The sequence below is a fragment of the Streptomyces sp. cg36 genome (assembly GCF_041080675.1).
In the GTDB taxonomy this organism is placed as follows: domain Bacteria; phylum Actinomycetota; class Actinomycetes; order Streptomycetales; family Streptomycetaceae; genus Streptomyces.
On record NZ_CP163520.1, the window covers coordinates 5,669,296 to 5,683,136 of the forward strand.

General features: G+C 71.9%; 15 protein-coding genes. 5 read left to right on the forward strand and 10 right to left on the reverse strand.

The window, feature by feature from the left end:
* Nucleotides 1-23 precede the first annotated feature (23 nt).
* Nucleotides 24-419 (forward strand): hypothetical protein, encoded by a 396-nt coding sequence (locus AB5J87_RS25085; RefSeq protein ID WP_369379469.1) that lies wholly within the window; start codon nt 24-26, stop codon nt 417-419.
* Nucleotides 420-507: 88 nt separating this feature from the next.
* Here the strand turns inward: AB5J87_RS25085 and AB5J87_RS25090 are convergent, their stop codons facing one another.
* The 6 genes from AB5J87_RS25090 to glnII all read right to left on the reverse strand — a co-directional run bounded on the left by AB5J87_RS25090 (nt 508) and on the right by glnII (nt 7,438).
* Nucleotides 508-2,016, reverse strand: a complete 1,509-nt coding sequence (locus tag AB5J87_RS25090) for a DUF1996 domain-containing protein (protein ID WP_369379471.1) — start codon at nt 2,014-2,016, stop codon at nt 508-510.
* A 98-nt stretch (nt 2,017-2,114) separates the two neighbouring features.
* Nucleotides 2,115-3,260: a methyltransferase gene (locus AB5J87_RS25095; RefSeq protein WP_369379472.1), complete on the reverse strand. Its 1,146-nt coding sequence runs from the start codon at nt 3,258-3,260 to the stop codon at nt 2,115-2,117.
* Between the two features lie 172 nt (nt 3,261-3,432).
* Nucleotides 3,433-4,080, reverse strand: a complete 648-nt coding sequence (locus AB5J87_RS25100; RefSeq protein WP_369379474.1) for a LuxR C-terminal-related transcriptional regulator — start codon at nt 4,078-4,080, stop codon at nt 3,433-3,435.
* Nucleotides 4,065-5,336, reverse strand: a complete 1,272-nt coding sequence (locus AB5J87_RS25105) for a sensor histidine kinase (protein ID WP_369379475.1) — start codon at nt 5,334-5,336, stop codon at nt 4,065-4,067. The genes AB5J87_RS25100 and AB5J87_RS25105 overlap by 16 nt, the downstream gene beginning before the upstream one ends.
* 119 nt (nt 5,337-5,455) lie before the next feature.
* Complete coding sequence (locus AB5J87_RS25110; RefSeq protein WP_369379476.1) at nt 5,456-6,037, reverse strand: winged helix-turn-helix domain-containing protein; 582 nt, start codon at nt 6,035-6,037, stop codon at nt 5,456-5,458.
* 372 nt (nt 6,038-6,409) lie between these two features.
* Nucleotides 6,410-7,438, reverse strand: coding sequence for a glutamine synthetase (glnII, locus tag AB5J87_RS25115; protein WP_369379478.1), 1,029 nt, complete (start codon nt 7,436-7,438; stop codon nt 6,410-6,412).
* A 169-nt stretch (nt 7,439-7,607) separates the two neighbouring features.
* On the opposite strand from glnII, the gene AB5J87_RS25120 reads away from it, so the two are divergent.
* Complete coding sequence (locus AB5J87_RS25120) at nt 7,608-8,534, forward strand: Gfo/Idh/MocA family protein (protein WP_369379480.1); 927 nt, start codon at nt 7,608-7,610, stop codon at nt 8,532-8,534.
* A gap of 31 nt (nt 8,535-8,565) precedes the next feature.
* Here AB5J87_RS25120 and AB5J87_RS25125 read toward each other — a convergent pair whose 3' ends face one another.
* Nucleotides 8,566-9,039, reverse strand: coding sequence for a hypothetical protein (locus tag AB5J87_RS25125; RefSeq protein ID WP_369379481.1), 474 nt, complete (start codon nt 9,037-9,039; stop codon nt 8,566-8,568).
* Between the two features lie 210 nt (nt 9,040-9,249).
* Here AB5J87_RS25125 and AB5J87_RS25130 point away from each other — a divergent pair, with 210 nt between their 5' ends.
* Entirely contained in the window at nt 9,250-9,771 is a 522-nt protein-coding gene (locus AB5J87_RS25130) for a carboxymuconolactone decarboxylase family protein (RefSeq protein WP_369379483.1), read from the forward strand.
* Between the two features lie 54 nt (nt 9,772-9,825).
* Here AB5J87_RS25130 and AB5J87_RS25135 read toward each other — a convergent pair whose 3' ends face one another.
* Complete coding sequence (locus AB5J87_RS25135) at nt 9,826-10,185, reverse strand: arsenate reductase family protein (RefSeq protein WP_369379485.1); 360 nt, start codon at nt 10,183-10,185, stop codon at nt 9,826-9,828.
* 152 nt (nt 10,186-10,337) lie between these two features.
* On the opposite strand from AB5J87_RS25135, the gene AB5J87_RS25140 reads away from it, so the two are divergent.
* Nucleotides 10,338-10,619: a hypothetical protein gene (locus tag AB5J87_RS25140; RefSeq protein WP_369379487.1), complete on the forward strand. Its 282-nt coding sequence runs from the start codon at nt 10,338-10,340 to the stop codon at nt 10,617-10,619.
* Nucleotides 10,620-10,768: 149 nt separating this feature from the next.
* Here the strand turns inward: AB5J87_RS25140 and glnA are convergent, their stop codons facing one another.
* A complete protein-coding gene (gene glnA, locus AB5J87_RS25145) occupies nt 10,769-12,178 on the reverse strand; it encodes a type I glutamate--ammonia ligase (RefSeq protein WP_369379489.1) in 1,410 nt (469 codons plus the stop codon).
* 243 nt (nt 12,179-12,421) lie between these two features.
* On the opposite strand from glnA, the gene AB5J87_RS25150 reads away from it, so the two are divergent.
* On the forward strand, nt 12,422-12,889 hold the full coding sequence (locus tag AB5J87_RS25150; protein WP_369379490.1) for an RDD family protein: 468 nt from the start codon (nt 12,422-12,424) through the stop codon (nt 12,887-12,889).
* A gap of 247 nt (nt 12,890-13,136) precedes the next feature.
* Here AB5J87_RS25150 and AB5J87_RS25155 read toward each other — a convergent pair whose 3' ends face one another.
* Nucleotides 13,137-13,832 carry a DUF4191 domain-containing protein gene (locus AB5J87_RS25155; protein ID WP_369379492.1) on the reverse strand — a complete coding sequence of 232 codons (696 nt, stop codon included), beginning with the start codon at nt 13,830-13,832 and terminating at the stop codon, nt 13,137-13,139.
* Between the last annotated feature and the right edge of the window lie 9 nt (nt 13,833-13,841).

Below are 13,841 nucleotides of genomic sequence, written 5' to 3' on the forward strand. Positions count from 1 at the left end.
GTGGTTGGAGGCACGATGGGGGTATGCGCAACCTTGTACGAGCGGCCCTCACGGCCGCGGTCGTGACCCTAGCCGCGGGCTGCGGCGGGAGCGGCCACGACACTCCGAAGACGGCGGGCGGAACCCTCGAACAGATCGCGGAGCGGGCCGCCTGCAAGCCGAGGATCTCCACCGACGCCGCCGAGCTGCGCCAGGCCAACTGCGCCACCGCGGACGGCCGCTATGTGCTGGCGACCTTCGCCACGGACCGCGGCCAGCGGGAGTGGATCAACGAGGCCAAGGACTACGGCGGCGCCTATCTGGTGGGCCGCAAGTGGGTCGCCGTGGGTGACGAGAGCGTGGTCAACGCGCTGCGCGGCCGGCTCGGCGGTGATGTCGAGACCGGGACCAACCATTCCGGACATCACCACATGAGCTGACCGCGCAGGGGGTGCTCCCCCGGGCCGGGGCGGCCCGGGGGAGCCATTCAGGGGGAGCGGGTTTTCCGGCGCGTGCGCGCCCCTTCCGTCAGGCGCAGCTGCGCCCCGTGTTGATGCAGGTCACCGCCTTCCTCATCAGCTGGTCGCTGAAGACGTTGATGAAGTCACCGTGATCGGTGACGGGCTTGTGGAGCTGCTCGGGGAACGAGTCGACGGCGAACCCGGGGCCGGGCGGCACGGCGTACACGATCCGCTGCTGCAGCTGCGGGATCGCCTTGAACCCGGCCGGGCAGGCGCCGTTCTTCCGGGCGAAGGCGACGTGCGTACGGTGGTTCGCGCTGTCGGTGTTCCGCCCGTCCCAGCAGCTCTGGAACAGGAAGGTGCGGACGACCTTGCTGCCCTGCGGGCAGATCGGGTATTTGTCCTTCAGCTGACGGTTCTCGAAACCGGTGCAGCTCCAGGACGCGTTGGCATTGGCGTTTCCGTTGGTGAAAGCCTTGGCGTCACCGGTGATGATCCGCAGGAAGCGCGGCATCGCCGTCACCTTGCTCACCGGATTCCCGGCGAGCTTGATGGTGACCTGGGCGGGAGTCTGGATTTTACCGACGTTCTGGTCCTTGCCGCCGCCGTCCGCGTTGGCGTCGTTCTCGTTCTGCCCGTTCCGCAGGCGCAGCACCGGCCAGTAATACGTGGACTTGTCGCCCTGATTGCGGCAGCTGGTGCCGCCCGCGGCGAGATCGGCGTCGCTGGAGAAGGCGTCGGTGGCCTGATTGCCGACGTAATCGTGCATGTGGTGGGCGCCATTTCCCACACCGGGCGCGACGATGACGTTGTCGGGATTGCGCTTGGCGTTCTTGTTCACGCCGCAGTCGCTGGTGAACAGACCGGTGGAGCCGTTGCGCTGGGTGCGGGGGGTCTGCACATTGGGCCGTACGGTCCGGATGTCGACGAAGTCGCTCCGCGCGGGCCCGTTTCCGACAGAGCCCTGACCCTGACCCTGGCCGCCCTGGCCCTGCCCGCCCTGACCTGCGCTTTGTCCTTGCCCCTGGCCCTGGCCCTGGCCCTGCCCTTGTCCCTGGCCGCCGCCGAAGCCACCGCCGCCGTCACCCGCGCGCAGGCCGCACGGTGCGAGCCCCTGGAGCCCCTGCGGCGTCCGGCCGCCGCCCCGGCCGATGGCGGTGCCGATCCGGTCGAGCGAGGCGGTCCTGCGGTCCTTCAGCGGGCCGAGGACCGCCCGGTCCGCCCAGCCCGGATCCTGGGCCACCCGGTCCTTGTTCGCGGCGAACTTCTCGTACGCGTCGGTGATCTGCGTATCGATGCCCGCGAGTTCCCGGTCGACTTCCGGGCGCGCCGGATCGGGCACGTCCGGAAGGCTGTTGGTGACATCGGGACAGGTGATGGTCGACATCTGGAGGGCCATCGCCGAACGGGCCGAATTCCGCCCCGGATCGGGCGGCCCGTTGGACGACCCCTCATTGGCGGAGGCATACACGTTGACCGCGACCAGCCCACCCCCGCCCAGTACGAGGGCGACCGAGGCGATCGCCATCCGGCCGGCCAGGGTGGAGCGTTTTCGTGATGAGCGTGAGCGTCGCATGGAACTCCTTCGCTAGAAGCAGCGCGTCGTTCCATACGCAGGTGACTCATGAGGCGTTCAACGCCTCCGCCATTTCGTAGGTATCTCCAGGGGAGCCGTCAGCGCTTGACCGCGCGCAGCACCACGAACTTCGGGTCGCTGGCGACGAGTTCGCTGTTGCCGAAGAGCCGCTGGAGCTTGAGGTGGTACCCCAGGTGGCGGTTGCCGACCACCCACAGCTCGCCGCCCGGCCGCAGTGCCTCGCGGGCGTCCGTGAACATCCGCGTCGAGGTGCGGTCCGTGGTCGCCTGATGGGTGTGGAACGGCGGGTTGTTGAGGACCAGGTCCGCCGAGCCCGGCGGGAACCCGCTCAGCCCGTCGGCGAGCCGGAACTCCGCGTCGGCCTCCCGCGCCGCGCCCGCGCAGAGCCGGAAGGTGGCCCGCGCCGAGGCGATCGCCTGGTGCGACTCGTCCGTGAACACCACGGTGGCCCCGGGGTTGGCGAGCGCGGCGGCCGTTCCCACGATGCCGTTGCCGCAGCCGAGGTCGACGACCCGGTCCGGGCCGGTGCGCACCGGCATGTGCTGGAGCAGGAAGCGGGTGCCGATGTCGAGCCGGTCGGCGCAGAACACGCCCGCGTGGTTGGTGGTGGCGAGCCCGGAGGCCGGGCCGATGCCCATCTCCAGGGAGTACGTCAGCGGCCACGGGTTGGCGGGCCGGGCGAGCTCCGGGTCCGGCTCGCAGAAGATCAGCCGGGCCTTCTTCTCGGCCAGCGAGGTCCTGGTGGGACCCAGCAGCCGCTCGAAGAGGGCCAGCGTGGAGGTGTGGATGTCCTTCACCATGCCGGTGCCGACGACCACGGTTCCCGCGTGCACGGCGGGGCCGAGCCGGTGCAGCTGGTCCTCCAGGAGCGCGAGGCTCTTGGGCACCCGTACGAGCAGGACGTCGATCCGGGCGGGCGGCTCGTCGTGGGTGGACAGCAGCGTGACGGACTCCTCGGCCACGCCCGCCCGCGCCAGGTTGGCCCGGGTCGCCTCCTGGCCGAGGAACGACTCGCTGATCTGGGTGAGCGGGCCCGTGCCCTTGGCGGCGAGCGCGGTCGTCAGGGCGCCCCACCGGTCACCGAGGGCGACCACGGACCCCGAGAGGTCCGTGTCCTCCAGGTGCCGCAGCAGATACTCGTCGGCGGCGTCCCAGGCCCGCAGCTGGTCGCGCGGGTCCTCGGGAAAGCGGGTCAGGTCGTACTCGCCCCAGGGCGCGGTCATCCGGTTCATAATCCGGCCAGGCTAACCCGCCGTGACCCCGCTCCCGCGCCACCCACGCGCGCGGGGGCTCACCGACGGCCCCGCAACGTGCCCGGCCCCGGCCCCGGGGCGCGCGGAACCGCGGGTCGGCCCCCGGCGGACCGCACCCCCCGCAGCCGCCCGTCCGGTCCCCTCAGCCGCGGTCGAGATAGGCCAGCACGGCCAGTACCCGCCGGTTGTCGTCGTCGGAGACGGGGAGCCCCAGCTTCGCGAAGATGTTGGAGGTGTGCTTGGCGACCGCCCGCTCGGTCACCACCAGTTGCTGCGCGATCGCCGCGTTGGAGCGCCCCTGGGCCATCAGCTCCATCACCTCCAGCTCGCGCGGGGTGAGCCCGCCCACCGGCGACTCCCGCGCCTTGCGGGAGAGCAGCTGGGAGATGACCTGGGGGTCCATCGCGGTGCCGCCCCCGGCCACCCGCCGCACCGCGTCCACGAACTGCTCGGCGTCGAAGACGCGGTCCTTCAGCAGATAGCCGACGCCCCCGTTCCCGTCGGCCAGCAGCTCGCGCGCGTACAGCTGCTCCACGTGCTGGGAGAGGACCAGGACCGGCAGCCCCGGCCGGGCCCGCCGGGCCGCCAGCGCGCACTGGAGGCCCTCGTCGGTGTGGGTGGGCGGCAGCCGGACGTCCACGATCGCCACGTCGGGGGCCGGCCCGGCCAGCGCCCGGCTCAGCTCCGGCCCGGTCTCGACCGCCGCGACGATCTCGAAGTCGTACGCCTCCAGGAGCCGCACCAGACCGTCCCGCAGCAGGAAGAGGTCTTCGGCTAGGACAACGCGCAAGGGATCTCCATGGTCACCACGGTGGGGCCGCCGACGGGACTGCTGACGGCCAGGACGCCGTCGAATGTACCCAGGCGCCGCTCCAGCCCGCTCAGCCCCGAGCCGCCCGCGACCACGGCTCCGCCCCGCCCGTCGTCGGTGACCTGGATGCGCAGCGCGCCGTCCGCGTACGCCAGGTCGACCCGGATCCGGTCGGCGGCGGCGTGCTTGACCGCGTTGGTGAGGGCCTCGCTGACCGCGAAGTACGCGGCGGACTCCACCGGCGCCCCGGCCCGTCCGCCGGGCAGCTCCACCGTGACCTCGACCGGCAGCGGCATCCGCAGGGCGAGGGCGCGCACCGCGTCGCCCAGACCGCGCTCGGCCAGCACCGGGGGGTGGATGCCCCGGACCAGGTCGCGCAGTTCGGTGAGCGCCTCGGCCGAGTCGGCGCGGGCCTTGGAGAGCAGCGCCTTGGCGCGCGCCGGGTCCTTCTCGACCAGCGCCTCGATGGTGCCCAGGTGCATGCCCATGGCGACGAGCCGGGCCTGCGCCCCGTCGTGCAGATCGCGCTCGATGCGGCGCAGCTCGGCGGCCGAGCCGTCCACCGCGTCGTGCCGGGTCTCGGTGAGCCGCGCCACCCGCAGGGCCAGCTCCCGGCTCGGGGCGGGGGCCAGGAAGGACCTGGCGAGGCGGAAGTGGGCCCGGATCAGGGCGGGGTTCACGAACAGGCCGAGCAGCGCGTAGCCGGCGCCGACCACGGCGGCGAGGTTGGCCGTCGCCTGCGAGGTGACGTGGACGAAGGTGAACCACTCGCCGCCGCCCGCCCGGTGGATGGGCTCCCAGACGCCGAGGGCGAGCACGCACCCGTACACGAAGTAGAGCGGCAGCGCCGGGGCCAGCACGGCGACCACTCCGCCCGCCGTGATGTCGACGAGCAGCCAGCGCAGGTCCCGCCAGGTCGCCGGGTCCTTCAGGAGCGCCGCGCACGACTCGGCCGCGCCCAGGGGGCCGCGCCGCGCGGTGCCGGGCAGCGGGAGGTAGGGGGAGGGGATGGCCAGGCCCGTCCACTCCCCGGCCCACGCCCGGCGCCGGTCGGCGTGGTCGCGCACCAGCTTCAGGACGCGGGGGGTGGTCAGCACGCCGACCCCGGCGGGTATCAGCGCGATCGAGACCACCGCCCAGGTGAACAGGGTGATGGAGACGGCGAGCGCCGACGCCGAGAGCACCACCCCCTGCCCGGCCGCCGTCAGCGCGGCCCGTGCCCTTGTCGCGATCATGGTGTCCTCTTCCCCCGGCGGTGGCTTACGGCCCCAATTCTGGCCGGAAGCCGGGGGGCGGTCACTGGGCCCGCCCCCCGGGCCGGGGGTGTAGCTGACGACACCCCGCGGCGGGCGGGTCAGGGCGCGTACTTGTACCCCACGCGCCGGACCGTCTGGATCGCGTGCCGGTGCTCGGCGCCCAGCTTGCGGCGCAGCCGCGCCACGTGGACGTCCACGGTCCGGCCGTCGCCGACGTGGCCGTACCCCCACACCGTGGTCACCAGCTGGTCGCGGGTGTGCACCCGCTGGGGGTGTGCCACCAGATGGGCGAGCAGCTCGAATTCGAGGTACGTGAGGTCGAGCACGCGCCCGTCGACCTCGGCGGTGCGGCGCACCGCGTCGATGCGGACGAGCGCGTCGCCGCCGAACCCGTCCTCGCCGTCGGCGCCCGGGTCCACCGGGTCGGGCGCGGCGGCGAGCGGCGGCTGCTGGTCGGCGGGGACCAGCACCAGATAGCCGATCATCGGCGGCCGGCCCGGCAGGGCGGGCAGCGTGTGCTGGGGCGCGGGCAGCCAAGTGGCGCCCGGCGGGAGGAAGTCGACGACGGTGCCGGTCGCGGCGACCTCGTCGCGGTCGACGGCCCGGAGCCGATGGCGTCCCAGGGGGACGGGAGCGGGGCGGGTGGCGGTCGCAGCGGAGAAGGTACGGGTGTTCGCCATGAGAGGTCAGCTCTTTCGCGCGGGAGTCGTCAGCGGGAGACGTACGTCGTGCGCGCCTGGCCGAAGGCCGCCGGGGCGGGGGGCTTTAGAGGGCCGGCGCGTTCATCGCGCGGCAACACACCCGGTCGAAGTCGTGGTCCTGACGGGACGGCCAGAACGGCTCGAGGTCGCTGCGACCTGTCGCGGGGTTCAAGAAGCTGGCCATGGCCCCATTCAATCAGATCCGCACGGATGGTGGCAGAGCCCTCCCACAGGGTGATACGTCACTTCCCCGCGCGACGGCCGGATTTCGCGCCCGCCGGTCCCGCACGCACCGCGGGGCGCCCACCGCGCGGCAGCGGTGGACGCCCCGGGGACGGGCCGGGGTCCGGCTCAGACCTGGCCGGCCTTCTCCAGCGCGGTGCAGCAGGTGTCGACGATCAGACGGGTCACCACGTACGGGTCGACGTTGGCGTTCGGGCGCCGGTCCTCGATGTAGCCCTTCTGGTCCACCTCGACCTGCCAGGGGATGCGGACCGAGGCGCCGCGGTTGGAGACGCCGTAGCTGTACTCGTTCCACGGGGCCGTCTCGTGCAGGCCGGTGAGCCGGTCGTCGATGCCCGCGCCGTAGTTCTTGACGTGGTCCATCGGCTTGGATCCCTCGCCGAGCGACTCGCAGGCGGTGATGATGGCGTCGTAGCCCTCGCGCATGGCCTTGGTGGAGAAGTTGGTGTGCGCGCCCGCGCCGTTCCAGTCGCCCTTGACCGGCTTGGGGTCCAGGGTGGCGGAGACGTTGAACTCCTCGGCGGTGCGGTAGAGCAGCCAGCGCGCGATCCACAGCTGGTCGGAGACCTCCAGCGGGCCGACCGGGCCGACCTGGAACTCCCACTGGCCGGGCATGACCTCGGCGTTGATGCCGGAGATGCTCAGGCCCGCGGCCAGGCAGTGGTCGAGGTGCTTCTCGACGATCTCCCGGCCGAAGATCTCGTCCGCGCCGACGCCGCAGTAGTAGCCGCCCTGGGCGGCCGGGAAGCCGCCGACCGGGAAGCCCAGCGGACGGGTGCCGTCGAAGAACGTGTACTCCTGCTCGATGCCGAAGATCGACTCCTGGGCGGCGTGCTGCTCGGCGACGGGCTGCAGCCGCGCGCGCGTGTTGGTGGCGTGCGGGGTGCCGTCGATGTCGAAGACCTCGCACAGCACCAGGACGTTGTCCCCGCCGCGGATCGGGTCCGGGCAGCTGAACACCGGCTTGAGCACCCGGTCCGAGGCGTGGCCCTCGGCCTGGTTGGTGGACGAGCCGTCGAAGCCCCACACCGGCAGCTCGGAGCCGTCGGGCGTACCCGCGATGATCTTGGTCTTCGAGCGGAGCTTGGCCGTCGGCTCGGTGCCGTCGATCCAGATGTACTCAGCCTTGAACGTCACGGGGGCCATCCTTTGCGGGAGCTGCGGGTGCTGCGGAAGCCGGTGGGGCGCCGTGCGGGGCGTCCGCGGCCATGGGGGCAGCCTCACATTCTGTGATTTCCCGTCCGTTGCCCGTTTGTGAACCCGGTGTTACCCGCCTTCCGCCCGCGACCTCGCGCAGACTGGTCCCATGACCCCGGCCACCGGCACCTCCGACCCCCGTTCCCCCCTCCGCACCGGCCTCCTGGGCACCGGCCCCTGGGCCGTCGCCACCCACGCCCCGGCGCTCGCCGGGCACCCCGGCGTCACGTTCGCCGGGGTGTGGGGGCGCCGCCCCGAGGCCGCGGCGGAGCTCGCCGCCGCCCACGGCGTTCCCGCGTACGAGGACGTGGACGCGCTCTTCGCGGCGTGCGACGCGGTCACCTTCGCCCTGCCCCCGGACGTCCAGGCGCCGCTCGCGGTACGGGCGGCGGCGGCCGGCTGCCATGTGCTGCTGGACAAGCCGGTGGCCACCGACCCCGTCCGGGCGCGCGAGGTCGCCGACGCGGTGGCGCTGGCCCGGGTCGCCTCGGTGGTCTTCTTCACCCTGCGGTTCGCGACCGGCCCGGCCGACTGGATCGCCCGGCAGGCGGAGCGGAAGGACTGGTTCACCGCCCGCGCGCACTGGCTCGCCACCCTGTTCACCCCCGGCGCCGCCGTCAGCCCGTACGCGGCCTCGCCCTGGCGCGGGGAGAAGGGGCCGCTCTGGGACGTCGGCCCGCACGCGCTCTCCGTCCTGGTGCCGGTGCTGGGCGAGGTGACCGAGGTGACGGCCGCGCCCGGCCCCGGCGACACCGTGCACCTGGTGCTGCGCCACGCCTCGGGCGCCTCCGCCACGGCCGCCCTCAGCTTCACGGCCCCGGTGGCCGCGGCGGGCGCGGGCGTGGAGTTCCTGGGGGAGGCGGGAGTGACCGCGCTGCCGGACTGGGGCCCGGCCGAGGAGTCGTTCCGGGCGGCGCTCGACGCCCTGCTGGAAGCGGTGCGGACGGGGGTGCCGCATCCGTGCGACGCGGCGTTCGGGGCGCGGATCACGGACGTACTGGCGCGGGCGGAAGGGCAGTTGGGGGCGGCGGGCTGAGCCCGCGCGTCCGGCGGCGGGCCGGTCCGGCTCATTTGATGACGGCGTTGGCTCCGGCTATCAGCACCCCGATCGCCGCGTCCGCGCCGCCGATCAGCGCGGCGGACCGGCGCGCGTAACCGGCCCGTACCGCCGCGAAGGTGCCCCAGCCGAACAGCAGCGCCGTGTTGAGGACCAGCCCGGCCGTGGTCACCCCGTGCTCCTGCCACCCCGCGAGCCCGGACAGGACCAGCAGCAGCACGGTCGGCATACAGGCGATGATCACCGGCCACTGGTCGGCGACGGTCAGCGCGAGGCGCCGCCAGCGCAGGGCGCCGCTCTCCGGCCGGTAGCCGGCCATGTGGTGCGCGTAGGCATGGGCGAGCGCGGCGGTACCGGCGGTCACCACGATCCAGGCGGCGTCGTAGTAGGGCGTGTACGGGGTGCCCTCGCTCTGCAGGGCCGCCAGCAGCGCACTGCTCAGCACCGTCCCGTACACACCGCCGGCCAGCCAGTTCTGCGACATGCGGGGCTCCTGCGGGTGGGTGGCGGAAGCCTCCAAGGTAGGCGGGGGGAAAGGGGTGAAACGTCACCATCGGGTACGGGATGGTCTGGCCGAAAGGATGACAACCGACCGTCGGCGGAGGCGCTCGGAGGGCTCCCGAACCCCTGGAATTGACCCATGTTTTCGCCCCGGAAATGCACCTGTGGGCCGGTCGCCCGGGGCCGTAGATTCATGGTCATGACGACGACGCAGATCACCCGGAACCTGACCGACACCATCGAGCGGGCCGCCGCCGAGCACCCCGTGCGCTTCGACTTCGCCCGGGCCAACCCGAAGGCGTTCAAGGCGGTCATCGGCCTCAACATCGCGGCCACCGAGCACCTCGACCCCGCCCTGGTGGAGCTGGTGCAGATCCGCGCCTCCCAGATCAACAACTGCGCGTACTGCCTCCACATGCACGTCAGCGACGCGCACAAGGCGGGCGAGAACCCGGAGCGGCTGCACATGGTCGGGGTCTGGCGCGAGGCCGCGCACTTCTTCACCGCGCAGGAGCGCGCGGCGCTCGCCCTCACCGAGTCCATGACGCTGATCGCGGACGGGGGCGTGCCGGACGAGGTGTTCGAGGAGGCGGCGGAGGAGTTCAGCGAGCAGGAGCTCGGCGGGCTGCTGGCGCTGATCCTCACCATCAACACCTGGAACCGGCTGAACATCACCGCGCGCAAGGTCGCGGGGACGGACGAGCGGGTCCGCTGAGGCGCCCGCGGGCCGCGCCGCGGAGGTGGTGGAGGCGGCCCGCGCCCCTGTCCCTTACCGGGAGAGCGCGTCCCGCACGGCCTCTTCGGTCCGGCCGACCACGGCCGAGCCGTCGTCCGCCGTGATGATCGGGCGCTGGATCAGCTCGGGGTGCGCGGCGAGGGCCGCCACCCAGCGCCCGCGCGAACCGGCGGCGCGCGGCCACTCCTTCAGCCCGAGCTCCTCGGCCTCGGCCTCCTGGGTGCGGGTGATGTCCCACGGTTCGAGGCCGAGCCGGTCGAGCACGGCCCGGATCTCGTCCTCGGAGGGAACGTCTTCGAGGTAGCGGCGGACGGTGTACGAGGCGCCTTCCGCGTCCAGCAGCTGTACGGCGCCGCGGCACTTGGAACAGGCGGGATTGATCCAGATCTCCATGCGGAGAAAGGTATCGCCCCGGGCGTCCCGGACGACTCCCAAACCACCTCTGGCCAGCGGGTATTGCCCGTACGGGACAGGGCGATTGTCAGTGGGGGGCAGTAAAATTGAGGCAGTTCGTGAGGGTTCCCGACTGCCCCAGGAGGATGCCCATGGCCGCTGCCGTACTGACGTCGCGCGCCCCGCAGCAGCTGTCCCTGCTGACCCTGAAGAAGGTCCCGCTGCCCGCCGGCCGCCCGCGCGTGTGGTACGAGACGCACAACAGGCGCCTCAAGGCGATGCGCCTGGCCATCGCGCTGCTCGACACGGGTGTGTACCAGCCCGAGCAGGCGCCCGACCGCAAGATACGCAGCACGGCGGAGCTGATCGGAGTCCACCCGCCGTCCGACACGACGTGCCGGATGGTCCGGGCCCTGATCCGCTCGGGCCGCTGACACCAGGGGTGCCGCGCCGCCGGGGGACCGGGGGCGCGGCACCCGCGCGGCCCGCCCCGGCGGACGGATGCGCCCCGGGACGCGCGAAGGCCCCGCCGCCCCCGGGGAGGGAGCGGCGGGGCCTGCACGGCGTGTGGTGCACGGGCCGCCTAGAGGTCGAAGTACAGCTCGAACTCGTGCGGGTGCGGGCGCAGCTGGATCGGGGCGATCTCCGACGTGCGCTTGTAGTCGATCCACGTCTCGATCAGGTCGGACGTGAAGACGCCGCCCGCCTGGAGGTACTCGTTGTCGGCCTCCAGGGCCTCCAGCACCGCCGGGAGGGAGGTCGGGACCTGGGCGACGCCCGCGTGCTCCTCGGGGGCCAGCTCGTAGAGGTCCTTGTCGATCGGCTCGGCCGGCTCGATCTTGTTCTTGATGCCGTCGAGGCCCGCGAGCAGCAGCGCCGAGAAGGCGAGGTACGGGTTGGAGGACGGGTCCGGCGCGCGGAACTCGACGCGCTTGGCCTTCGGGTTGGAGCCCGTGATCGGGATGCGCATCGCGGCGGAGCGGTTGCGCTGCGAGTACACCAGGTTGACCGGGGCCTCGAAGCCGGGCACCAGGCGGTGGTACGAGTTCACCGTCGGGTTGGTGAAGGCGAGCAGCGACGGGGCGTGCTTGAGGATGCCGCCGATGTAGTAGCGGGCGGTGTCCGAGAGGCCCGCGTAGCCCTGCTCGTCGTAGAAGAGCGGCTCGCCGCCGGTCCACAGGGACTGGTGGACGTGCATGCCCGAGCCGTTGTCGCCGAAGATCGGCTTCGGCATGAAGGTCGCGGTCTTGCCGTTGCGCCAGGCGACGTTCTTCACGATGTACTTGAAGAGCATCAGGTCGTCGGCCGCGGCGAGCAGCGTGTTGAACTTGTAGTTGATCTCGGCCTGACCGGCCGTGCCCACCTCGTGGTGCTGGCGCTCGACCTGGAGGCCGGACTTCTCCAGCTCCAGGGAGATCTCGGCGCGCAGGTCGGCGAAGTGGTCGACCGGCGGGGCCGGGAAGTAGCCGCCCTTGTAACGGACCTTGTAGCCGCGGTTGTTCTCGACCGCGCCGGTGTTCCAGGCGCCGGCCTCGGAGTCGATGTGGTAGAAGCTCTCGTTCGCCGCGGTCGAGAAGCGGACCGAGTCGAAGACGTAGAACTCGGCCTCGGGGCCGAAGTACGCGGTGTCCGCGATGCCGGTCGAGGCGAGGTACGCCTCGGCCTTCTTGGCGATGTTGCGCGGGTCGCGGCTGTACTGCTCGCCCGTGATCGGGTCGTGGATGAAGAAGTTGATGTTGAGCGTCTTGTCGCGGCGGAACGGGTCGACCCGGGCGGTCGAGAGGTCCGCGCGCAGCGCCATGTCCGACTCGTGGATCGCCTGGAAGCCACGGATCGACGAGCCGTCGAAGGCGAGCTCCTCGGACGGGTCGAACGCCGTCGCCGGGATCGTGAAGTGCTGCATCACGCCCGGAAGGTCACAGAAACGGACGTCGACCATCTTGACGTCGTTGTCCTGGATGAACTTCTTGGCGTCGTCGGCGTTCTGGAACATCCAACTCCTCCTACTCCCGTCCGGGGGAGACGGGGTTGTAGCTCGTGGTGCGGCCAGTGCGGTGGCACACGCTGGAGCCGACCATAGGCAGGCGGGATTTCTCAAGCGTGACCCGTTTGTTTCGCCCAAGTTAACCGGGGTCCGGGTAGGGGCCATATCAAGACCCGTGCAAAACGGGGCGAACCAGTGCCTCTGTCCCATCCCGGGGGCCGGGCTCCGCACCCCGGCCGGTACCGTGGAAGCGTGGACAACAGGCAAGCAATCGGATCGTGGCTCTCCGGGCCCAAGGCGGCGGCCGAGGAGATGGGCGTCGACTTCGGCTACCGGGGCGAGCAGCTCGGTCTGCCGGAGGAGGGGCCGGGCGCCATCGCCCCCCTGGGTCGGCGCTTCGGCGCCATCTTCATCGACTGGGCGGTGAGTGCCCTGATCGCATACGGGCTGCTCGCGCACCGTCAACTCCACCTCACCAACAACTGGGCGCTCGTCGTCTTCCTGGTGATGAGCATCCTGACCGTCGGCACCGTCGGCTTCACGCCCGGCAAGCGCATCCTGGGCCTGCGGCTGATCTCCGAGAACGGCGGCCGGCTGAGCTTCCCGCGCGCCCTGCTGCGCAGCGTGCTGCTCTGCCTCGCCGTCCCGGCCCTGGTCTGGGACCGCGACGGCCGCGGCCTCCACGACCGCCTGTCGCGGGCGATCCAGGTACGGATCTGAGCAGCTGGATCCGGGTACGGATCTGAGCACCTGGCCGAGCCGTGACCCGGCTCGGCCCCACCCCCGAGGGGCGCTCCCGAAGGGGGCGCACTGAAGGGGCGCGGGGAACTGCGCGAGCAACCCAGCACGGCCCGCAGCCCAAAGAGCACAAGGGGCCCGCAGCCAAAAGAGCACAAGGGCAAAGAGAAGGGGCCCGGCAGAACCTCTCGGTCCTGCCGGGCCCCTTCCCGTACGCCCCAGCGGAGCGTCAGCGCGCCTTCCCGCCGCGCGGCATCCGCATCCCCTTGGGCATGGGCCCCTTGGGAAGCGGCATGTTGCTCATGAGGTCGCCCATCGCCCGCAGCCGGTCGTTGGCCACGGTGACCTGCGGCCCCGCCAGTACGCGCGGGAGCTTCAGCAGCGTGGTGCGGAGCTTCTTGAGCGGCACCTGGCCCTCGCCGTCGCCGACGATCACGTCGTGGACGGGTACGTCCACCACGATCCGCGCCATCTTCTTCTTCTCGGCCGCCAGCAGCGACTTCACCCGGTTCGGGTTGCCCTCGGCCACCAGCACGATGCCGGCCTTGCCGACCGCCCGGTGCACGACGTCCTGGCTCTTGTTCATCGCGACCGCCGGAGTGGTCGTCCAGCCGCGGCCGATGTTCTGGAGCACCGCCGCCGCGGCCCCCGGCTGGCCTTCCATCTGCCCGAAGGCAGCGCGCTCGGCACGGCGTCCGAAGACGATCGCCATGGCGAGGAAGGCCAGCAGGAAGCCGAGGATGCCCAAGTAGATGGGGTGGTCGATCCAGAACCCGAACGCGAGGAAGACACCGAAGGTGACGATTCCCACTGCCGCGACGACGAGACCGACCTTGGAGTCGGCCTTGCGGGTCATCTTGTACGTCAGGGCGATCTGCTTCAGTCGCCCGGGGTTCGCAGTGTCTGCGATTTCCTTCCTCGCCATGAACTGAAG